Genomic DNA, 21,983 nt, shown 5'->3' with positions numbered 1-21,983 from the left:
ACAAGCCTGCCACCAGGCATGGCCGAGGCGGCGCCGCTCGCGGTGCAGAAGGATCCTGGAAAGAGCGCCGGAGATTTCAAGCTCGAGGCTCAAGGCCCTGGCACGCGGCCGCCTGGATCACCGGCTGGACGGCCACCGCGACGACCGCCTGGACGGCCGCCCACGCGGCCGTCGCGTCCCCCTCATCACTGGCATCGTCGTCGGCGTCGCCGCTGGGTCTGTTGGTGGCACCGCGGCCGTCGCGTCTGCGGCTGGCGATGGCGGTGATGGCCACGCTGCTCGAGGCTGCGATGAGACGTGAAATGAGGAGACTGCCATGACCACAATTGACAACAGCTCGCCGATGGGCGTCACCAACCTGCCTGCGCCGCCGTTCTGGATCTGTGTTCTGCTTGGACTCGCCTTGATCCTGGCCGGCTTCCTGGTTCTTGGCGACGTCATGCTCGTCACCGTGATCAGCACCATCTTCATCGGCTGGGTTTCGATCGTCGCCGGCGCCTTCGAGATCGTCCATGCGTTCTGGACCAAGGGATGGGGAGGTTTCGTATGGCAGGTGCTTCTCGGCATCCTGTACATCGCCTTTGGCGTCGTGCTGGTCGGCCAGCCGGTCGCCAGCGCCTTGATTCTCACCTACGTCCTCGGCCTGGTGTTGGTGATTTCCGGTTTCGTCCGCATCCTGATCAGCATCAGCCATTGGCGAGAGGCGGGCTGGATCATGCTGCTATCCGGCGCGTTCGGCATAGTGGCTGGCCTCATCATTCTGACTGGATTTCCGATGACCGGCTTGTGGGTCCTCGGATTGCTGCTCGGCGTTGATATGATTTCCCATGGCATCGGGTGGTTGGCTTACGCGTGGCAGCCTACCACCCGAAGCGCGTAGCTCCTCCCTGCCTACTAGAGCGAGATGGCTTTTCTTCGAATCGTCATCTCGCTCTCTTTTTCTGTTTGAGCATGATCTCCGGGCAAACACCTCCAAGTCGCTCGTCACGGTCGCGATATGGTTCTTGCCGAGGCCTGCGTTATTCAGCCGAGGTCTTCCATGTCTTGGCATCTAGTCGTCAAAATCCTTGCAGTCGCTGCCTCGACGGCATTGAGCCTCGCGGCGGGTTTACCCCCTGTACAAGCTCAGCAAGGCGCGGCAGTGCTGTTTCAGAACGTTCGTATCTTCGATGGAAGGAGCGACAAGCTTTCAGCATCGTCCAATGTGCTGATCAGGGACAAAAACATCGAGAAAATCTCGCCCGCAGCAATCACGGCGGACGCCACGCAAACGGCCGTCATCGACGGAGGAGGACGCGTGCTGATGCCGGGACTGATCGACATGCATTGGCATGCGATGTTAGTCCGCCCAACGCCGGCGGGCGCCATAGCGGGCGATGTCGGCTACAACAATCTTCTTGCGGCTGCGGAAGCGACGGACCCGCTCATGCGGGGCTTCACCACTGTTCGCGACGTGGGCGGGCCGAGCTTTGGGCTGAAGCAAGCCATTGATGAGGGCTTCGTCACCGGCCCTCGCATCTACCCGTCCGGTGCCATGATCACGGTCACCAGCGGCCATGGCGACTTCCGGCAGCGTTCCGACCTACCAAGAACGATCGGCGGCATGCTCACCCGCATGGAGCAGATCGGCGGCAGTATGGTCGCCGATAGTCCCGACGAGGTGCGCGTGCGCGTGCGCGAGCAGCTCATGCAGGGCGCGTCCCAGATCAAGTTGACGGCGGGCGGCGGGGTGTCATCGCCCTTCAGTCCGATCGACGCCGTCACCTTCACCGAGCCCGAATTGCGAGCCGCGGTCGAAGCGGCCGAGAATTGGGGCACATACGTCGTCGCGCATGCCTTTACGCCGGCTGCGATCCAACGCGCTATTGCCGCTGGCGTAAAGTGCATCGAGCACGGGTTCCTGATGGACGATGCAACCGCCAAGCTGATCGCCGAGAAGGGCGTTTGGCTGAGCTTGCAGCCGCTCCCCGACGAGTTGAGGCAAGGTTTTCCCGAGGGTTCAGTCGAGCGAGCCAAGGCGGATGAGGTCTGGCCGGGCATAGGCGGAGCATACGAGTTTGCGAAGAAGTACAAGCTCAAGACGGCGTGGGGCACCGATGTTCTGTTCTCCCGCGCGCTGGCCCAGCGCCAGGGGGCAATTCTGGCCTCGCTTGTCCGTTGGTATACCCCCGCCGAAGCACTCGCCATGGCGACCGGGATGAACGGCGAATTGCTGGCGCTATCCGGCAAGCGCAATCCGTACCCGGGCAAACTCGGCGTGGTGGAGGAAGGGGCGCTGGCTGACCTGCTGCTGGTTGACGGCAATCCAATAGACAACATCAATCTGATAGAGGATCCGGCCAAGAATTTCCTGGTCATCATGAAAGACGGAAAGATTCACAAGAATCTCATTGCCGGCAAGCCAAACTAGGACCTGGGCTCATCAACCGGGATTCGTAAGCGCGGCTTAGTCGAGGTCCGCTATCCGGCGCTTTTTTGGACTCAAGCAGACGTCGCCTCAGTGGTGCCGCTGCAAGGCTCAGCTCACGCCGCCGCGCCGGCAAGCGGCTAGAAAGAACGGAACGCTGCGCGCCACGTGCGCGTCGATCTCTGCGTCCAGCGTCTTGAGGTCCGCCTCGAACAGTGCCCGAAACAGCATCGGCACGGCGATGAGATCGAGGAAGAAACGTGCAGTCGTTGTCAGTTGCTTTGGGGCAAAAGCCGGCAGCGACCGAAGCTCGTCGGATTGCGTCAACTCGCCCAGCAACCGGACCCCGAGTTCAGTGCTGAGATCACGCGCCGTCCGGCCGACCGTGCTCGCCAGATCAGGAAAGCGGCGTGCTTCCGCGATTGCCAGCCGCATCAGCGCGATCCTCTCGCCGTCCAAACCCCAATGCAGCAGCGTGCTCGCGGCACTTATGAGCCGCGCCTCGATTGTTGCGCCGGTTGGCACCTCGACCTTAAACTCTGCGATACGAGATAGGATGTCCCGCGTTACCACCGCAGTGAACAGCGCCCGCTTGTCGCGGAAGCGGGCATAGATCGTCGGCTTACCCGAACGTGCGACTTCGGCGATCTCGTCGATGCTCGCGCCTTCCAATCCGCGCTCAAGAAACACCTTTCGCGCCGCATTGAGAATGCGGGCGTCAACCTCGCCGGCAAGCTCCTTGGGTGGACGGCCAAAGCGCACTTTGACGCGCTTCAGCGCCGGCTTCTTCCTCAACGCGCTGCTGGTTTTCATCGCGACTGGACCGTGCTTCGAGCTCCGCTGAGCATCAAATAAGCACGCAACTGTGATGCTGAAAGAGAACGAAACAGTTTCGTTCCTATTGATGGACCGGTTTGCCTGATTACCTGAGAATCGAAACGGAGCAGTTTCTTTTCTCGATGTCGCTGAGGCGTCGCCTGACAGCAGGAGCGGCCGCATGTCCGAATACAACGTATTGGAACGGGACGGACGGGGGCTCCAGGGGATCGAAAGCCCGCGATCCGTCCCGGACCCGCGCGAGCCCGGCGTCGGATTCGACCAGCAGGAAATCATCGCGCGGGCTCGGTTTCTGCACGAAGAGCCGGTTGCCAGGGCGCCTGCCTCAGCCGATCCGCCGGAAGCAGTTCGGCCGCAGAGCAAAGACCGCAGGGCCGGCTTCCTGCGTCGCCGCCCCGTTGTCTCCGCGATCGGGGCTGCGCTCCTCGCCTCCGCGATCGCCGGCGGCTACCTCTACATGGACTACGCGAGACATTTCGAGTCTACCGATGATGCCTTCGTCGCGGCGCGGCAGTTTTCGATCGCGCCGAAAGTCTCAGGCTACATCACCGCCGTCCCCGTCAGCGACAACCAGCACGTCAAAGCCGGCGACGTGATCGCCCGCATCGATGACCGCGACTTTCGCACGGCGCTCGAGCAGGCGCAGGCGCAGGTCGCGGCGGCGCTGGCCAGCATCGAGAATATCGACGCACAGCTCGATGTGCAGCAGGCACAGATCGGCGCCAACCAGGCGCAGGTGGATCAGGCGCAGGCGGCACTGGTATTCGCGCAGCAACAGGCGGCGCGCTTCCAGCACCTGGAGCAAACAGGCTACGGCACCGTTCAGAACGCCCAGCAGTTCACCTCGCAACTGCATCAGCAGCAGGCTGCGCTACTGAGCGCGCAGGCAACCCTCAAGCTGGCGAATCGGCAAGTCGAGGCGCTGCAGGCGCAGCGCAAGAGCGCTGTTGCGAGCCTCGCCCAGGCGCAGGCCCAGCGCGACCAGGCGCAACTCAATCTGTCCTACACGACGGTGACGGCGGCCCAGCCGGGGCGTGTCGTCAACCTGAGCGCCGCGGCCGGTCAATTCGCCCAGCCTGGCAATAGCCTGGCGATGTTTGTACCCGATCAGCTCTGGGTGACGGCAAACTTCAAGGAGAGTCAACTCGACCGCATGCGGCCGGGCGATCCGGTAACGCTCGCGATCGACGCCTATCCGGAACGCAAGGTCCACGGCCATGTCGCGAGCGTCCAGCCCGGCTCCGGTACCGCGTTCTCGCTGCTGCCGGCCCAGAATGCCACCGGCAACTATGTCAAGATTGTCCAGCGCGTGCCCGTCAAGATCGACATGGACAATCCGCCAACCGACGTCGCGCTCGGCCCGGGCATGTCGGTAGTCCCCACCGCGCGGATTGATCCGAGGCCCTCCCTCTATGAGCGACTGAGGAGCGAGCTGTGAGCTCCGCGGTCATCCGGGCCGAGCCTTCCGCATCCGCGAGCGGCGGCGTGGCTAATCCGTGGATGATCGCTATGCTGGTCGCGCTCGCAAGCTTCATGGAGGTGCTTGACACCACCATCGCTAACGTCGCGCTGCCCTATATTGCAGGCGGCATGGGGGTGAGCCAGGACGAGGCGTCCTGGGTGGTCACCACCTATCTCGTCTCCAATGCCATCATCCTGACGGCCTCCAGTTTCCTGGCCCGGACGCTGGGCCGCAAAACATTCTTCCTGATCTGTCTCGGAGCATTCACGGTCAGCTCGCTGCTGTGCGGCTTTGCTCCGAATCTGACGACGCTGCTGTTGTGCCGCATCCTGCAGGGCTTCGGCGGTGGGGGCATGGTGCCGGTCGCGCAGTCAATCCTGGCAGACTCGTTTTCACCGGCGAAGCGCGGCCAAGCCTTTGCCGTGTTCGGCGTCGCAGTCGTGGTGGCCCCGGTGATCGGGCCGACGCTCGGCGGCTGGCTGTCCGACAATATCTCCTGGCACTGGTGCTTCTTGATCAACGTGCCGGTCGGCGTGATCGCGATGGCGTTGATCGCTGTGCTGCTGCGGGAGTCCCCGACCGCGCGCGTGCAAGCACGGCAGCAGCAAGGAGATGGATTCGATGTGGTTGGTTTCGTGCTGGTCGCGACCTTCCTGGGTGCCCTGGAGGTCGTGCTGGACCGTGGCCTGGAGGACGACTGGTTCGGCTCGCCCTTCATCGTGACGTTCACAATCATCTGCATCCTGGCGTTCGTCCTGATGATTCCGTGGGAGTTGAGCCGCCGACAGCCGATCATCGATCTGCACATGGTAGCGACGCGCCAGTTCGGCGCCTGCTTCCTGGTAATGCTGTCGACCGGGGCGATCCTGCTCGCGACCACGCAATTCCTGCCGCAACTGGTACAGCAGGATTTCGGCTACACCGCCACTTGGGCGGGCCTCGTGCTCTCGCCGGGCGGAGTGGTCACCATGATGATGATGTTCGTGGTCGGTCGTCTGGCCGCCAAGGTTCAGCCCAAATATTTGATCGCCGCGGGCGCTGTGGTGTGCGCTCTTTCCATGTACGCCATGACCAACGTTTACGCCGATATCGGCTTCTGGTTCTTGGCGCGCTCGCGCATGCTGCTCGGCGTCGGACTGCCGCTGATCTTCGTGCCGATCATGGCCGCATCCTATAACGGCATTCAACCATCCAAGACCGACCAGGCTTCCGCCCTGATCAACGCAGCCCGTAACACCGGGGGCTCGATCGGCGTCTCGATCGTCTCCAATGTGTTGACGCACCGCGAACAGTTCCACCAGAGCCGGCTGATCGAGCAGGTGTTCCCGTCCAATCCGCAATATCAGGATACGCTGCAGCAGGTCACGAGTTTCTTCGCCGGCCACGGAAGTTCACTGGCCCAAGCGCATGATCAGGCGATCCAGTGGATCGGACAACAGGTGCAGACACAGGCATCGTATCTCGCCTACATGGATGCCTTTTGGGTCTTGATGCTGATCTCGCTTGCCGCCGTGCCACTCGCCATGATGCTGCGGACGATCAAGCTTGGTGGAGCTGTTCACGTGGGGCATTGAGGATCGTCCCATCGGGCATGGACGCTAATAAGCCGCCCGAGTCGGCGTCGTGTTAGCGTAATGAAACCCGATGCGACCGGGAGTGGCACCCTAGGACCGATTGAGCGCCGCCACCTTCAGGTGGAACGGCAGCATCGTCACCGACATCGGCAATTTTCCGATGCTTTCGCCGTCGACGTCGGCGCCGTCCATACGGTCGCTGTCGATGGTGATCCGCAGTTACCCTTGCCGGCCATCGGATTGACAAGGATCCTGGTTTTCACGGCTGTCTCCGCTGGGAAGACAAACCGTGCGAGCTTTATCTCGGCGGTGAGGCGAATCAACCGGAAAGCGAACTATTCGCAGGTACAACAAATGCTGCGGGCGCGTCGTCTAAGCCGGTGAGCTTCAGGCGGCAGCGCTTTACGAGAAGAACGCGATCTTCTCGGCTTGGCTCATGCGCCGGATCGGCGCCAGCGGGTCGTTGGCCGGCGTGACGGGCTTTCGCAGTATGCCGCTCGCGATGAGGGTCGAGCCGAGCGACACTTCTACTGCCGCGACGGGTGCCGGTGCGGCAGCGGGCGGCGCAGGCGGCTGAACCGTCTGTTGGACCGGCGGCGGCGACGGTGTGGCGACCGGTTCGGGCGCTTCGGCGACGATCTTGGGAGCAATCGGCGCAGGCTCCGCCAGACGGACCTGCTCGGCTATCGCTTCGGCGATCTCCTCGTCGCTGATCGGATCCGGTGCGCCCATCTCCATCGCGATCATGTCGAGGACCGCCTCGTCTTGCGCATCAGCGTCCCGCGCATCAGCGTCTTGGACATTAGCGTCTTGGGCGTCGGCGTTCTGGACGGAATTGTCTTGGGCAGCAGCGTCCTGGGCAGCAGCGTCTTGGGCAGCAGCGTCTTTGACGGCCGCTTCCTGCACAGCGGTACCTTGGACCGAGGCCTCTTGAGCCGTGGCGATTTCGGCAGCCAGCGGCGTTTCCGCATCCGTCAGCGCGGCTTCCGCCGCAGCAAGCGCGGCCTCCGCGGATGCGGCCATCGAAGCGAATGGCGTCTCGGCAGCTTCCGGTGCCTGCGCGAAGGCTTTCTCCGCTGCCCGGGAAGGCGCCGCCTCGGCCTCGGCAGCCGGCGCTGGCGACTGGTCGTCCCCGAATTCCACTAGCCGGCCCTGGAGGGCGGCGAAGGCCGCACGCAGCGCTGCTCGCGCCTCCTCGGAGGAGAACTGTTCGGTGCCCTTTTCGATGACGGTGACCTGCGAATCGATCAGGTCGCAAATTCGCCCATCATTGCCGATTTCCCGCAACCGCCAGGCGATTTCGCGCAGCACCCGCGCGCCCTTGCGGACCGGCGCCAGCCGCTGCTCCAGCGCGAGGCTGTCGAGCGCCTCGACCGCCGATTCCTCGGCCGCCTCGACGGCGCCGCGGATGGCGGCAAGCGCCTCGGTCAGGCGCTCTTGCGCCGCGGCTGCCGCTGCGACGGCCTCGGCCGCCTGCTGCGCCGAAAGGCCTTCCTCCCGCTGCAGGTTTGCTTCTCGCTGAAGGGTCTCTTCCCGTTGCGCGGTGAGGCTCTGCTCGATCCGCGCCACCGCGTCCAGCACCATGCGGGTGTCGGCGTTGCGGTTGCGCTTGGCGTATTCGGTCAGGAACCAGCGGCCCCGCGAAGTCTCCATGAAGGCTTCGGCAATCGCAGCATAATCCTCCTCGCTCGGCAGCGCGGCGCGTGCTGAGATCGGCGAAAGGGCGAATGCTTCGTCGGCCATGTCAAACTCTCGCGCAAATCGGCGCGCATTGCGATAACGAAACAACACGATATTGACCGAATCGCAATTGAATTGATGCCAAGCGAATCACAAATCCCCATCGCTTCTCAAGGTGCATCGAAGCGATTCGCCACCCGGATGGCGCTGTTTTACGGCACGCTGTTCGGCATGACCGGCACCCATCTGCCGTTTTTCACGGTATGGTTGAAGGCAGTCGGGATCGATGCGTTTTGGATAGGGCTGATCACGGCCGTGCCGCCGGTGAGCCGATTCACCGCCCTTCCGGTGGTGACAAGCCTTGCGGAACGTCGGCAGGCCTTGCGCGGCGGCATCATCTTGACCGCCTTCGCCACCGCTTTGGGCTTTTTCGTGCTGGGCACCCAGCATTTGCCGGTACTGGTGTTCCTGATCTACGCGCTGACCTGCTGCCTGTGGACGCCTCTGGTGCCGCTCACGGATGCCTATGCGTTACGGGGGGTGAAGCGCTACGGCCTCAACTACGGACCGCTGCGACTGTGGGGCTCGGCGGCCTTTGTCCTCGGTGCGCTGGTCTGCGGAATGTTGTTCGACCTCATCGCCGCCCGAAACCTGATCTGGATCATCGCCGGCTCGGCGGCGCTCGGGGCGCTGGCCAGCCTTGCGCTGGAGCCATTGAATGACGTCAAGACCGTCCGCCCGGCCGCCGGCGACGCGAGCACGCTGCTACGCGACGGCGGCTTCATAGCGATCATCGTGGCGTCGGCGCTGATCCAGGGAAGCCATGCCGCCTATTACATTTTCGCGTCGATTGCCTGGCAACAAGCGGGGTTCGACGGACTGACGATTGCAGTTCTGTGGGTGCTCGGCGTGATCGCCGAGATCGTGCTGTTCGCCCTGTCGCCGCGGTTCACCCTGCAGCCGTCGATGCTGGTGGTGATCGCGGCGCTGAGCGCGGCCGCGCGCTGGGTGCTAACGGCGCAGGACCTGCCGCTCGCTATCCTTGCGATCGTCCAGCTCGCGCATGCGCTGAGTTTCGGATTGACGCAGGTCGGCATCATGGGATTGATGCTGCATCACGTGCCCGGCCACGTGATGGCGCGGGCACAGGGCTATCTGACCGCCTGCGGCGGCATCGTCGCCGGCCTCGCCTCTATCGGGTCAGGCACGATCTACGAGACCTGGGGACAAGGCATCTACTACGTGATGGCGGCGATGGCCGCTGTCGGCGGGCTGGTGGTCTGGCTGGCGCGGGACCGGCTCGCGCATCAGCCCCACAAGGCGGCTTCCGGCGGATAGACTAGGCTGCCGTCGTAGCGCAGGCCGCCGTCGCGGTCGCGCGCCAGCAACAGGGGGCCATCGAGATCGACGAATCTCGCCTGCTGCGCGAGCAGCATGGCCGGCGCCATCGCCAGCGAGGTCGCGACCATGCAGCCGATCATGATCTCGAAGCCGAGCGTCTGGGCGGCATCTGCCATTGCGAGCGCCTCCGTCAGCCCGCCGGTCTTGTCGAGCTTGATGTTGACGGCATCGTAGCGCGTGCGCAGGCCTTCCAGCGAGGCGCGGTCGTGCACGCTTTCGTCGGCGCAGACCGCGACCGGGCGCTTGATGCGGGCCAGCGCCTCGTCGCGCCCGGCCGGCAGCGGCTGCTCGACCAGCGTGACCCCGGCGTTGGCGCAGGCGGCGAGGAGGTATTCGAGATTGTCCGCCGTCCAGGCTTCGTTGGCATCGACGATCAATTCGGATTCGGGAGCCGCCTTGCGTACCGCCGCAATCCGCGCGTCATCGCCATCGCCGCCGAGCTTGATCTTTAAGAGCGGCCGATGCGCGGCCTTGGCCGTTGCCGACGCCATCGCCTCCGGCGTGCCGAGCGAAATCGTGAAGGCGGTGGTGCAGGGGCGCGGCGCCGGCCGTCCGAGCAGAGTCCATATCCGTTGGCCGGAGCTCTTGGCTTCGAAGTCCAATAGCGCGCAATCCAGCGCGTTACGGGCGGCGCCGGCCGGCATCGCCGCTTGCAGCGCCGCTCGGTCCAGTCCCTCGGCAAGAGGTTCCTGCATCGCATTAAGGGCTTCAAGCGTCGCTTCCGCCGTCTCGCCGTAACGCGGGTAGGGCACGCACTCGCCGCGCCCAGTACAGTCCCCCTGGCTCACGGCGGCGACGACGGTGACCGCTTCGGTCTTGGCGCCGCGGCTGATGGTGAACGCGCCTGCGATGGGCCAGCGTTCGATGCTGACGGCAAACTTTCGAGATAGGCCGGAAGTCATTTTAAAATCTGGCAATTTTGTGAACCGCAAGCTTGCCCGCCGCTACCAACTATGGCTGGTTAGGGACAGATTCGACAAGGCAATACGGCGTGCGGAACCCAAGGGATTCGCATCGGTATCCGCCGAGGGGTGGGCATTGGTGAGCGGCGACCCGACATTGGAGCGGATAGCCAGAGGCGACGGGCTGGCGCTGTGTGCTGCCGGCTCCTGGACGGCGCGCTTTGCGCCGGTGCTGGAACGCATGGTCGCCGACGCCGAGAAGCTCGGCGGCACCCGGCCCAGCATCTCCATCGACGTCTCGCAGGTGTCGAAGCTCGACACGTTCGGCGCCTGGCTGATCGAGCGGCTGCGCCGCAGCCTGACCCATGGCGGCGTCGAGGCCCAGATCGCCGGGCTCTCGGCCAATTATTCGAGCCTGGTCGACGAGGTGCGGCGGGTGAAGGCCGAGCCAATCGTCGAAACCGACCGACTGACGATCACCGGCATGCTGGAGCAGATCGGCCGCGCCGTGGCCGGCATCGGCGGCACCTTGATTGGGCTGATCGATATGCTGGGCGCGGTGCTCACCGCGGCAGCCCATGTCCTGATTCGTCCCCGCCACTTCCGCCTGACCTCGACCATCCATCACCTCGAGCAGGTGTGCTGGCGCGCGGTGCCGATCGTGGTGCTGATCACGTTCCTGATCGGCTGTATCATTTCGCAACAGGGTATTTTCCATTTCCGCAAATTCGGCGCCGACATCTTCGTGGTGGACATGCTGGGCGTGCTGGTGCTGCGCGAGATTGGCGTGCTCCTGGTGGCGATCATGGTAGCGGGACGCTCGGGTTCGGCCTACACCGCCGAGCTCGGCTCGATGAAGATGCGGGAAGAGATCGACGCGCTGCGCACCATGGGCTTCGATCCGATTGAGGTTTTGATCCTGCCGCGGATGCTGGCGTTGGTGCTGGCATTGCCGATATTGGCGTTCCTCGGCGCGATGGCGGCGCTTTACGGCGGCGGGCTGGTGGCGTGGCTCTATGGCGGGGTCGAACCCGAGGCTTTCCTGCTGCGGCTGCGCGACGCCATCTCGATCGACCATTTCATCGTCGGCCTTATCAAGGCGCCGGTGATGGCGGCTGTCATCGGCATCGTCGCCTGCGTCGAGGGACTGGCCGTGCAGGGCAGCGCTGAATCGCTCGGGCAGCACACGACGTCCTCGGTGGTGAAGGGAATCTTCTTCGTGATCGTGATGGATGGCGTGTTCGCCATCTTCTTCGCGTCGATCGGAATGTGACCATGCTGGGTGAGATTTCCGACGCGATCATCCGGGTCCGCGACATCACCGTGCAGTTCGGCAAGACGCGGGTGCTCGACGGACTCAACCTCGACGTCAAGCGCGGCGAGATCTTGGGATTTGTCGGCCCGTCGGGCGCCGGAAAATCGGTGCTGACGCGCACCATCATCGGTCTGGTGCCCAAGCTCAGTGGACGCATCGAGGTGTTCGGCGTCGATCTCGATGCGGCGAGCGCCTCCGAACGCCGCGGCGTCGAGCGCCGCTGGGGCATCCTGTTTCAGCAAGGCGCGCTGTTTTCTTCTCTTACCGTGCGGCAGAACATCCAGTTTCCGGTGCGCGAATATCTCAACGTCTCGCAGCGGCTGCTCGACGAGATCATGGTGGCCAAGCTCGGCATGGTGGGCCTGCGGCCCGAAGTCGCCGACCGCTATCCGTCCGAACTGTCGGGCGGCATGATCAAGCGCGTGGCGCTGGCGCGCGCGCTGGCACTCGACCCCGAGCTGGTGTTCCTGGACGAGCCGACCTCAGGGCTCGATCCGATCGGCGCCGGGGACTTCGACGAGCTGGTACGCACCCTGCAGCGTACTTTGGGCCTGACGGTTTTCATGGTAACTCATGATCTCGACAGCCTTTATACGGCCTGCGACCGCATCGCGGTTTTAGGGAACGGTAAGATCATTGCGGCAGGATCGATTGCCGATATGCAGGCCTCGCAGCATCCCTGGCTGAGGCAATATTTTCACGGCAAGCGCGCCCGCGCGGTCATGGGCTAACGAGCATGATCACGAAGTGCGCACCGGTTTTTGATGAAATCATGTTCAAACCAGCGATAAACGACGGGTCCGATCGGCGAAGCTGAACAGACCTTGATTCCGGAGTACCTTGATTTATGGAAACGCGGGCGAATTACGTCCTGATCGGGGCCTTCACGCTGGCGGTGATCGCCGCCGCATTCGGCTTCGTGCTGTGGTTTCAGAGCCTGCACACCGCCAAGCAGCGCAGCCCGATCCGCATTGTATTCGAGGGCCCGGCATCCGGGTTGCGCAACGGCGGCAGCGTCAACTTTAACGGTATTAGGATAGGGGAGGTTGTCTCGGTCAAACTCGACAATCCGCGGCGCGTGGTCGCACTGGCCATGGTCGAGAACAATGCCCCGATCCGGAAAGATACTCTCGTCGGTCTCGAATTCCAGGGGCTGACCGGCGTAGCGGCGATCTCGCTGAAGGGCGGCGAGGAGACCGCTCCTGCCGTGCCGCTCGATGAGGATGGCGTGCCGATGCTGACCGCCGATCCGGGCGCGCTGCAGGATGTCACGGAGTCCATCCGCGCCACGCTGCAGAACGTCAACCGGCTTGTCGCCGACAATCAGGAATCGGTGAAGAACTCGCTGCGAAACCTCGAGACCTTCACGGCTGCGCTCGCGCGCAACTCCGAGAAGATCGACAACGTCATGCTCAGGGTCGATGGCGTCATGGGCAAAGCCGACAGTCTCATGCTTGGCCTCAACACCATCGCAGGCGGCGCTGCCGGCGGCGAACTGAATCTCATGGTGAAATCGATCCGCGAACTGGCCGAGGATTTCGACAAGCGCTCGGGCGCGCTGATGGCCGATGGCCGCCGCACCCTTTCCGACATCAGCCGCGCCGTGAACAATTTCGACCGCAATCCGACCCGGGTGATCTTCGGCGGCGGCAGCAGCAGCAACAGCCAGGCGGCAGCACCGCCGCCACCGCCGCCAGCGGCCGCGGCGGCCCCAAGGGCGCCGAGCGGGCAGAAGCGGCAGTAGCAGGAGGCGAATGGTTCGCTTTACCCTGTCATGCCCGCGAAACCGCGCTTTCGCCGCGTTATTGCGAGCCAACGGGTCGCGCGAATGCGCGCCCCGCGACGAGCGCAATAGCGCTCGCGTAGTGATGACAGGCTCCGCGAAGCAATCCATGCCTCCTGTAGGAAAGAATGGATTGCTTCGTCGCTTTGCGCCTCGCAATGACGGCGAGCGCCGCATCTTCGAATGTGGTTGAAAAACTAAACGGAGGCCGCGAGGCCTCCGTTTTCATTCGCTATTTGCCACGCGCTATTCGCAGCCCTTACCCCAGCCGTCCCGCTGCGTGCGCGAGCAGGGTGTAGACCAGCCCGGTCTCCGAGGTGAGGTGGCCGCGCAGCGCCTGCGGCCCGCGATCCTCGCGTGCAACTTCGTCCAACAGCCGTTCGAACTCGGCGATATAGCGATCGACCGTCTGCTTGAAGCTGCGGTCGGCGCGATATTTGCGGGCGACCTCATCGAACGCCTTCTGGCCGGCCGGCGTGTAGAGGCGTTTGCTGAACGCCTTGCTCTCGCCGCGCTGGTAGCGATCCCACATTTCGGCGGCGAGATTGCGATCCATCAGCCGGCCGATGTCGAGCGACAGCGACTCCAGCGGATTGACCGGGGTCTGCGGCGAGCGGCCACGGGGAGCCTCACGTCCTGTACCTGCGTCGGTGCGGTGGAGCAGGTCGGACAGCCATCCGTCGCCGCGTCCGGCATCCTGGCTCACCGGACTGACCGGCGGGGCTTCGGCACGGCGCGGGGCGGGCATGCCGAGATCCGGCGGCGGCAGCGTCGATGCGCTGCCGGCGTCGCGCATTCGCACTTCGTTGCGGCCGCCGGCGGCCGCTGCCATCACGGGCTCTTCCTGGCGTTGCGCGCTGGCGCGGCCGGAAGTCACGACGTCGAGACCGCGGCCATGATGTGCGACGATCCGGTTGAGTTCGGCAAGCGCCTCGATCTGGTCGACGATCACCTTGCGCATCTGCGCGGTGTTGTCGGCCGCCTCCTGCGGCATCTCGAGCACGCCGCGGCGCAGCTCGTTGCGCGTCGCCTCGAGTTCCTGATGCATTTCGGCGGCCATCTGCTTCATGGACTGCACCATCGCAGCGAACTTCTCGGTCGACTGCTTGAACATCGCATCGGTTTCATGCGTGCTCTGTTGGTAAAGATCGTTCATGGCGTCGAGGGTCTGCTGCCGCTCGTTTTCGGCCGCAGCGCGCACAGCTTCGAATTGGCGGCTAATCGCGGCCGATCCTGCGCCGGCGGTTTCCGCCACGACGCGCGCGATATCGCGGGCGCGTTCTTCCGCCGCGGCAAGCGATTCGTCGAGCAGGCCGGTGAAGCGCGACAGCCGCTGGTCGAGATCGGTTGTGCGCAGGTCGATGGTGGTCACCAGCGATTCAAGCTGCGACTTGCGGTCGGCGACCGACATCGAGGTGGAGCGGTTGGCCTGTTCGACCACGCCGGCTGCTTCGACCAGCTCCTTGCCGTGTTTCTCGAACTCGCTCGACAGCGTGCCGAGATCCTCCAGCGCCTTCGTCGTCTTGGAGTTGAACACGGTCAACTGGTCTTCCAGCGTCTGGGTCGCGACGCCGTTGCGCGCGGTGACATCGTTCATCGCGGATACGAAGTCGGCCACGCGGGTCACCAGCGCGCGTTCCAGCGAGTTGAGATTGTCGTGGGCGCCGGTCAGCACTTCCTGCAGCAGGATGTTGCCTTCTCGCAGCCGCTCGAACAGCGCCACCGTGTCGGTGCGCAGGATCTTGCTGGTCTCCTGCATTTCGGTGACGGCGGCGATCGATACCTGGCGCGATTGGTCGATGGCCGAGCGTGACGCCTGTTCGAGGTCCTTCAGCGACTTGGCCACCGCGCCGGTGGCGAGGTCGCCTGCGGTGGTAATCGTGCGCGCGACTTCCGAACCGTGGGTCGACATCGATTGCGAGAACGCCTGGCCGCGTGTTTCGATCGATTTCAGGGCGTCGCCGGTGACACGGTCGATGTCTGTCGTCAGTTGCGTGGTCCTGGCGCTCAGCGCCTCGACCAACGAACCGCGGCGGCTGTCGACGATCTGCGCCAGACGGTCGGTCTGCTGCTGGACGTAGGTGACGATTTCGTCGGTCTTGCCGGTCATCGTCGAGCCGAAATTGCTGCTCGCGGCGAGTACCGAACGTTCGATATCGGCCGAGGTCGATTTGACCTTGGAACTGACCTCGTTCGTTGCGGCGACCAGCACGCTCTGCGCGTTCTGGGCGGTGGTCTGGATGGTATCGGTCGTGCTGGCGGTGACGGCGCCGAGCGAACGCTCCATGTCGGCGGCGATCGCCTTGATCTGGTTAGCTGCCTCGGCGGAGGTCGCAGAGAACGAGTTCTGGGCCTCGCGCGCGGTGCCGAGGATGGAGGCCGCAGTCTCGGTGCCGACGGAAGTCAGCGTGCGCTCGACGTCGATCGCCAGCGACTTGACGTGGTTGGCGGCTTCCGTCGACGCCGTGATCAACGCGTTCTGGGCTTCGCGTGCGCCCGACGTGATCGATTCGGCGGTGGCATTGCCGGCCATCGAGAGCGAACGCTCCATGTCGGCGGCGAGCGCCTTGACCTGAATCGATGCGTCGGCGGACGCGTTGATCAGAGTAGTCTGGGCCTCACGGGCGCCTGCCGTGATCGCTTCGGCGGTCGCCGTTCCGGCGATCGACAGCGAACGCTGTACGTCGGCCGCAAGCGACTTGACCTGATTGGCGGCCTCGGTGGAGGCGGCAACCAGCGTGCTCTGCGCCTCGCGGGCTCCTGCGGTGACTGCCTCGGCGGTTGCCGTCCCGGCGAGCGAGAGCGAACGCTCGACATCGGCTGCAAGCGACTTGACCTGATTGGCGGCCTCGGTAGAGGCGGCGACCAACGTGCTCTGTGCTTCACGGGCACCTGCGGTAACGGCTTCGGCGGTTGCCGTCCCGGCGACCGACAGCGAGCGCTCGACATCGATGGCGAGCGACTTGACATGGCTTGCGGCGTCGGCGGACGCGGTCACCAGCGTGGTCTGCGCCTCGCGCGCGCCGGCGAGAACCGATGCGGCCGTGGCCTCGCCTGCGGCCGAGAGGGTGCGCTCGACGTCGGCGGCGAGAGATTTGATTTGGGCGGCAGCCTCGGAGGACGCGGACACCAGCGTGGTCTGGGCATCTTTGGCGCTGGTCAGGATCGAATTGGCCGCGCCGGTGCCCACCGCGGTGAGGGCGGCCTCGACCTCGGTCGAGGTCAGCTTGAGTTGCGCGCCGACATCGGAGGAAACCGTCAGCAGCGCCTGCTGCGCGCTGCGTGCACCGGTCTGGATGGTCTCGGAGGTATTGACCACGAGGTTGGTCAGAGAACGTTCGGCGTCCTCGACATGCGACTTGATGCCGGAGGACAGCATTTCGGCGCGTGACATCAGATCTTCGCTGGCCTGGCGGCCGCTGCTTTCGATCCGGCCGGCCACAGCCTCGATGCGCGAACCGAGCAGATCCTCAAACTGCGCCACGCGGGTGTCGATGTCGCTGGCGATGGCGCCGACCCGAGTCTCGACGCCGTTGGCAATGTCGCCGACGCGGGTTTCGATGCCCTGATGAATTTCCTGGAACCGCGCCTGGATGATGTCGGTCAAATGGGCGCTGCGACCGTCGATGGTCTCGGTGACGTTGGCAATGCGATGGTCGACCGCGGCAATCGCCTGTGCGGTGCCCTCGGTCAGGGAGGAGGTGAGCAGGGTGAGTCGCTGGTCGATCGACTGGATCGCCTGAGCCGCGCCATCGGTCAACGAGGTTGCCAGCGTGCCGAGGCGGCCGTCGATGGTTTCGGTGACGGATTTGGCGCGGGTGTCGAAGGTGGTTTCCAGCGATTTCAGGCGGCCGTCGATGGTCTCGTCGAACGACTTGATCTTGTTGTCGAGCGAAGCGTCGAGACTGTTGACCCGGGTGCCGAGCTGGGTTTCGAACTGCAGCAGCCGCTGATCAAGGGAAGCGGTGATCTCGCCGCTGTTCGAGACCAGGCGGGTGTCGAAGGTGTCGACGTAGTTCTTCAGGTTGTCCGATATCTCCTGGGTCCGCTGGCCCATGCGCTCAACGATCTCGCCGCCAAAGGTTTTGACGGTGCGGTCGAATTCGGAGATGTGCCGCGTGATCAGCGCGCCCAGGGTGCCGCTGTCGCGGGCGAACTTTTCCGAAAGCTCCGAGCCCTGGTTCTTCACCAGCTCGTCGAAAGCGTTCATCTGCAGGGCGAGGCTGTCGTGCGCGTTCTCGGTCTGGCTGATCACCTTGGCGACCAGCGTGTTCACGGTCACGTCCAGCGCGTCACTGGCCTTGTCGCCGGAGGTGAGAATGCGGCTCGCGAGGCGGTTGCCGGCATCGTCGATCTTGCTGACGAGATCACCTGAGCGCAACTCGAGTTCGAGCAAGAGCGAGTCGGACGAATTCTTCAGGGAGTCGTGGACCTGCTCGGTGCGGTCCGAGATGCCGTCGACGATGGTCGAGGAGCGCTGCTCGAATTCGCTGGTGATGCGATCTAGGCGCTCGTTCAGCATCTCGTGGACGCGATCAGCCAGATCGACGAACTCGTCATGGACGTGCCCGGTCTTGAAGTTGAGGCTGGTGGTCAGCCGCTCGGAAGCGTCGAGCACGGCACGCGTGGTCTCGGCGCTGGCTTCTTCCAGACGATCGAGCAGGTCGCCGCCGCGCTCGCCGAGCGCGAGGATCATGTTGTCGCCGGCATGGCTCAAGGCGCTCGTGATGTGTTGGCCGCGCTCTTCCAGTGCGCCGGTGATGCTTTTTGCGACCTCGTCGACGCGCGAGGCGATCGCGTCCGAGATCAGCGCGATGTCGTGACGCAAGTCGATCTGGACGCCGGAGATGGCGCTGCGAACCTGCTCGGCCTGGCCGACCAGATTGTCGCGCTGATGGGCGATGTCCTGCAGCAGCGCGCGAATGCGAACTTCGTTGTCGCTATAGGCGCGCTCCAGCGCTGCGACTTCATTGGCGACCAGCGTTTCCAGTTCGCCGGCGCGGGCGATCGCGCGCTCGACACCGTCGCCCATCGCGGCGACTTCGCGACGGATTGCCTGACCGACCGTTACCATCGAATCGGCGGCGGCCCCCTCGGGCTCGGAGAAGCGGATCGCGACCTGCGCCATCGACTGCGCGATCATCCGCATTTCCTGGCCGCGCCAGGCAAGGCTGGCGAGGAAGTAGAACAAGAGCACCGGCGCAAAGAACAACGCCGCAAGCCCGGCGAGCACCAGCACGCCGCCGCTCTGTCCAATCGCCGCCTGCAGCGAGGGCAGGAAGCTGACGGTCAGAAGGGCGCAACCGAGCACCCAGACGCCGCCAAACACAGTGGCAAGCGTGTAGACGCTGCGGGCAGGATGGTTCTTCTGGATCGCCTGCAGAATCTGTCCGATGGTTTCGCGATCGTCGTTGGCGGCGCGGCGGGGGCCGCGAGGTTCGTCGATCGGATCAAACGGCGGTCGCTCGGCGCCTGCGCGCGTGTCGAACTGCGTTTCTGAATAGGGCGGCGCGGCGGAGGGCATGATCGGCTGCGAGAGTTCGCCGCCGACCGAATTTCGGCTGGCGTCGACGGTCTTATCGCTGATGTTGAGCGCTTCCTGAATGGCGGAGAGCGCGACTTCAGTGGGATCTTTGACCTTCTTGGGATTGTTCGCCATGTTCAGTTCGAGCCCTCTTAAACTTACGCATCCGGCCGCTCTGGCAAAAATGCCCCCGCAAGCTCGAAGCCGGATTCATAATCCCCCGCGGACCGCAAGCGTGCCCGCCGGCAGCTTGTCCGCCACATCCGCGAACATCCTATTGGTTGAGCGATACGAATGAAATGGCCGTGATTAAGACATTCTTAATCATCGTTAACAGCTTTGTTCCTTAAGGCCCTAATGATACACATTTTTTTGGAACCGAATCTAGGATCAGGGCGGATTGCCGGCGAAAACAAGGTGAAATTGCGGCGCATTCCGAGAACGTTCCGTTAACTGCTGTCGTGATTGGCTGACCAAAATGCCCCGCCGAGAATCGACGCGGCGGGGCGATCCGGACCTGCCATGCCGCTTCATCTCGAACGGATAGAATGGATGCCATCGCCACCGCTGGTTCCCGGCGACGGGCCGATTGATTTCGAACATCTCGACCGCATGACGTTCAGCGATGCTGGCCTTGAGCGGGAGGTATTGACGATGTTCTCGGCCCAATCGGCAAGACTGGTGCACAGGCTCACCGCCATGCCTGCGGATGCCGGCGCGCTGGCGCACACGCTCAAAGGTTCGGCCCGTGCGATCGGCGCTTTTGCGGTCGCCGACGCCGCAGCCCGGCTGGAGGCGGCAATCGCTGGTGGCTCCAACGCATCAGCGCCGCTCGCCGAACTGGATGAGGCGGTTGCGCAGGCGCGGGCAGCGATCGAAGCGGTTCTGCATCGTTCCTGATCGGAAAGCAGTCCGGATCGGCCAAAATCCCGGTAAAATGCTGCCTCAGGTTTTCGTCCCGACCGCTGGCGCTGCGCGGATCGACCCGTTATAGGACTGCCGGGACTCCTTACCTATTCCGGCAGCACGAGTGATCATGGCCAAAATCCACTTTATCGACCACACGGGCGAAAAACGAACCATTGAAGTCGAGAACGGCGCGACCGTGATGGAAGCCGCGATCCGCAACGCCATTCCAGGCATCGAAGCCGAATGTGGCGGAGCCTGCGCCTGCGCAACCTGTCACGTCTATGTCGACGAGGCCTGGCGCGAGAAGGTCGGCGCGCCGACCCCGATGGAAGAAGACATGCTGGATTTCGGCTTCGACGTGCGGCCGAACTCGCGCCTGTCGTGTCAGATCAAGGTGAGCGACGATCTCGACGGCCTCGTGGTCTCGACGCCGGAACGGCAGGCCTGAACTCCGGAAGACGTCACCGCGCGCATCATGTCGGTCTTGCTCCGCGGCGAATCCAGCGCTGAAAATTGGCCAGGATCTCCGGCGTCAATGGCGTTGGCCTGCGCGTAGCTTCGTCAAGCAGCACCGAAACCGATTGCGCCGATGCAACGCATTTGCCTTCGGAGAAAACCACCTGATCGAAGGTGACCGAAGTTCGGCCGAACTTGACGACGCCCAGTCCCATTTCGATCGTACCAGGCCAGCGCAATTCAGCGCGGAAATGCATGTCGAGCCGGACCATGATCCAGGTGACGCCGTCCGGCATCAGCCCGTAGCTGCGGTCCTTCATCAGCGTGACGCGGCCGGTTTCGAAATAGGTCGCGTAGACTGCATTGTTGACGTGCTGGTTGGGGTCGAGGTCGGCAAATCTCACATTGTCCGACAAGCGGTACGGAAAGTCTTCCAGACGCGGGGTTGCATCGGGACGCAAGTGGGCATTCACGGGGCCATCTCCGAAAGTCTCGTTTCGTTACAGCCCACTTGTCGAGTGACGGCAAGGGGTTGCCGCGGCCAGGAGCGCGATATTTGGCTTTCCTGTTGCCGCTGCCTTGGCTAGACAGATGCGGCATTTCGCCAGGTTCAACCGAAAAGAAGCTGAGATGAGCGAAGCGATCAAAACCGATGTGCTGATTATTGGCGCAGGTCCGTGCGGCCTGTTCGCGGTCTTCGAATTGGGCCTGTTGGACATGAAGGCGCATCTGGTCGACATCCTCGACAAGATCGGCGGCCAGTGTGCCGAACTCTACCCGGAGAAACCGATATACGACGTTCCCGGCATTCCCTTCGTCACCGGGCAGGGCCTCACCGACGCGCTCTTGGAGCAGATCAAACCGTTCGGTGCGACCTTCCATCTCAACGAGATGGTGGAGACGATCGAGAAGATCGGCGATCCGGTATTCCGCCTGACCACCGATGCCGGCAAGGTGTTCGAGTGCAAGGTGGTGGTGATTTCCGCAGGCGGCGGTTCGTTCCAGCCGAAGCGTCCTCCGGTGCCGGGCATCGAGGCCTATGAAGGCACCTCGGTGTTCTATGCCGTGCGCAAGATGGAGCAGTTCCGCGACAAGAGCATCCTGATCGTCGGCGGCGGCGATTCCGCGCTCGACTGGACGCTCAATTTGCATCCGATCGCCAAGCGCGTGACGCTTCTTCACCGGCGCGACGATTTCCGCGCCGCGCCGCACAGCGTCGAGCAGATGCGTGCACTGGTCGCGAGCGGCAAGATGGATCTGAAGATCGGTCAGGTGACGTCGCTCGAGGGCGAGGGCGGCAAGCTGTCCGCGGCGATGATGAAGGGCAACGACAACGCGGTCTCGAAGATCGAGTGCGATACGATGCTGCCGTTCTTCGGGCTGACGATGAAGCTCGGTCCGGTTGCGAACTGGGGCGTCGCGCTCGAGAACAATCTGGTTCCGGTCGACACCGCGGCGTTCGAAACCAATGTTCCCGGCATCTTCGCGATCGGCGACATCAACACCTATCCCGGCAAGCTCAAGTTGATCCTGTCCGGATTCCATGAGGGCGCGCTGATGGCGCAGAAGGCGCACCGCTACGTCTATCCGGACAAGCGGCTGGTGTTCCAGTACACCACCTCGTCGTCGAGCCTGCAGAAGAAGCTCGGGGTCCACTGATTCCCAAAGGGACGTTCGCGGAACTGGGGCGCGCGCGTGGCGATCGTCACTGGAACCCTCCGCGAAATGGCCTT

17 protein-coding genes are annotated in these 21,983 nt (G+C 63.8%); 11 read left to right on the top strand and 6 right to left on the bottom strand.

Annotated elements, in window-relative coordinates:
• Positions 1-76: 76 nt before the first annotated feature.
• Positions 77-274, bottom strand: coding sequence for a hypothetical protein (locus CQ13_RS17000; protein ID WP_057843999.1), 198 nt, complete (start codon positions 272-274; stop codon positions 77-79).
• Positions 275-316: 42 nt separating this feature from the next.
• On the opposite strand from CQ13_RS17000, the gene CQ13_RS16995 reads away from it, so the two are divergent.
• Entirely contained in the window at positions 317-880 is a 564-nt protein-coding gene (locus CQ13_RS16995) for an HdeD family acid-resistance protein (protein ID WP_057843998.1), read from the top strand.
• Between the two features lie 159 nt (positions 881-1,039).
• A complete protein-coding gene (locus tag CQ13_RS16990) occupies positions 1,040-2,410 on the top strand; it encodes a metal-dependent hydrolase family protein (protein ID WP_082637511.1) in 1,371 nt (456 codons plus the stop codon).
• Positions 2,411-2,518: 108 nt separating this feature from the next.
• Here CQ13_RS16990 and CQ13_RS16985 read toward each other — a convergent pair whose 3' ends face one another.
• Complete coding sequence (locus CQ13_RS16985; RefSeq protein ID WP_057843997.1) at positions 2,519-3,220, bottom strand: TetR/AcrR family transcriptional regulator; 702 nt, start codon at positions 3,218-3,220, stop codon at positions 2,519-2,521.
• 184 nt (positions 3,221-3,404) lie between these two features.
• On the opposite strand from CQ13_RS16985, the gene CQ13_RS16980 reads away from it, so the two are divergent.
• Together CQ13_RS16980 and CQ13_RS16975 are read left to right on the top strand one after the other, a co-directional pair.
• A complete protein-coding gene (locus CQ13_RS16980) occupies positions 3,405-4,682 on the top strand; it encodes an HlyD family secretion protein (protein WP_082637509.1) in 1,278 nt (425 codons plus the stop codon).
• A gap of 62 nt (positions 4,683-4,744) precedes the next feature.
• Complete coding sequence (locus CQ13_RS16975) at positions 4,745-6,280, top strand: DHA2 family efflux MFS transporter permease subunit (protein WP_057843996.1); 1,536 nt, start codon at positions 4,745-4,747, stop codon at positions 6,278-6,280.
• 402 nt (positions 6,281-6,682) lie between these two features.
• Here CQ13_RS16975 and CQ13_RS16970 read toward each other — a convergent pair whose 3' ends face one another.
• Complete coding sequence (locus tag CQ13_RS16970; RefSeq protein WP_057843995.1) at positions 6,683-8,023, bottom strand: hypothetical protein; 1,341 nt, start codon at positions 8,021-8,023, stop codon at positions 6,683-6,685.
• A 75-nt stretch (positions 8,024-8,098) separates the two neighbouring features.
• Here CQ13_RS16970 and CQ13_RS16965 point away from each other — a divergent pair, with 75 nt between their 5' ends.
• A complete protein-coding gene (locus CQ13_RS16965; protein WP_057843994.1) occupies positions 8,099-9,298 on the top strand; it encodes an MFS transporter in 1,200 nt (399 codons plus the stop codon).
• Here the strand turns inward: CQ13_RS16965 and dgcA are convergent.
• Positions 9,268-10,263: an N-acetyl-D-Glu racemase DgcA gene (gene dgcA, locus CQ13_RS16960; RefSeq protein WP_057843993.1), complete on the bottom strand. Its 996-nt coding sequence runs from the start codon at positions 10,261-10,263 to the stop codon at positions 9,268-9,270. The genes CQ13_RS16965 and dgcA overlap by 31 nt on opposite strands.
• A 139-nt stretch (positions 10,264-10,402) precedes the next feature.
• Here dgcA and CQ13_RS16955 point away from each other — a divergent pair, with 139 nt between their 5' ends.
• The 3 genes from CQ13_RS16955 (at position 10,403) to CQ13_RS16945 (ending at position 13,322) form a co-directional block, all read left to right on the top strand.
• A complete protein-coding gene (locus CQ13_RS16955; RefSeq protein WP_057844036.1) occupies positions 10,403-11,536 on the top strand; it encodes an MlaE family ABC transporter permease in 1,134 nt (377 codons plus the stop codon).
• Between the two features lie 2 nt (positions 11,537-11,538).
• On the top strand, positions 11,539-12,309 hold the full coding sequence (locus CQ13_RS16950) for an ABC transporter ATP-binding protein (RefSeq protein ID WP_057843992.1): 771 nt from the start codon (positions 11,539-11,541) through the stop codon (positions 12,307-12,309).
• Positions 12,310-12,425: 116 nt separating this feature from the next.
• Positions 12,426-13,322, top strand: a complete 897-nt coding sequence (locus tag CQ13_RS16945; RefSeq protein ID WP_057843991.1) for an MlaD family protein — start codon at positions 12,426-12,428, stop codon at positions 13,320-13,322.
• A 298-nt stretch (positions 13,323-13,620) separates the two neighbouring features.
• Here CQ13_RS16945 and CQ13_RS16940 read toward each other — a convergent pair whose 3' ends face one another.
• On the bottom strand, positions 13,621-19,020 hold the full coding sequence (locus CQ13_RS16940) for an apolipoprotein A-IV repeat region-like domain-containing protein (protein WP_057843990.1): 5,400 nt from the start codon (positions 19,018-19,020) through the stop codon (positions 13,621-13,623).
• A 387-nt stretch (positions 19,021-19,407) separates the two neighbouring features.
• Between CQ13_RS16940 and CQ13_RS16935 the strand changes: the two genes are divergently transcribed.
• Both CQ13_RS16935 and CQ13_RS16930 read left to right on the top strand, forming a co-directional pair.
• Positions 19,408-19,785 (top strand): Hpt domain-containing protein, encoded by a 378-nt coding sequence (locus CQ13_RS16935; protein ID WP_057843989.1) that lies wholly within the window; start codon positions 19,408-19,410, stop codon positions 19,783-19,785.
• 136 nt (positions 19,786-19,921) lie between these two features.
• Positions 19,922-20,242 carry a 2Fe-2S iron-sulfur cluster-binding protein gene (locus CQ13_RS16930; RefSeq protein ID WP_028348595.1) on the top strand — a complete coding sequence of 107 codons (321 nt, stop codon included), beginning with the start codon at positions 19,922-19,924 and terminating at the stop codon, positions 20,240-20,242.
• Positions 20,243-20,267: 25 nt separating this feature from the next.
• On the opposite strand, the gene CQ13_RS16925 is transcribed toward CQ13_RS16930, so the two are convergent.
• Positions 20,268-20,723, bottom strand: a complete 456-nt coding sequence (locus CQ13_RS16925) for an acyl-CoA thioesterase (protein WP_057843988.1) — start codon at positions 20,721-20,723, stop codon at positions 20,268-20,270.
• 157 nt (positions 20,724-20,880) lie between these two features.
• On the opposite strand from CQ13_RS16925, the gene CQ13_RS16920 reads away from it, so the two are divergent.
• A complete protein-coding gene (locus CQ13_RS16920; protein ID WP_057844035.1) occupies positions 20,881-21,909 on the top strand; it encodes an NAD(P)/FAD-dependent oxidoreductase in 1,029 nt (342 codons plus the stop codon).
• Positions 21,910-21,983: the final 74 nt, after the last annotated feature.

Origin of the sequence: Bradyrhizobium retamae, assembly GCF_001440415.1 — a bacterium.
Classification (GTDB): domain Bacteria; phylum Pseudomonadota; class Alphaproteobacteria; order Rhizobiales; family Xanthobacteraceae; genus Bradyrhizobium; species Bradyrhizobium retamae.
The sequence above is the reverse complement of the archived record's forward strand: the minus strand, read 5'-3'. Positions and strand labels throughout refer to the sequence as shown.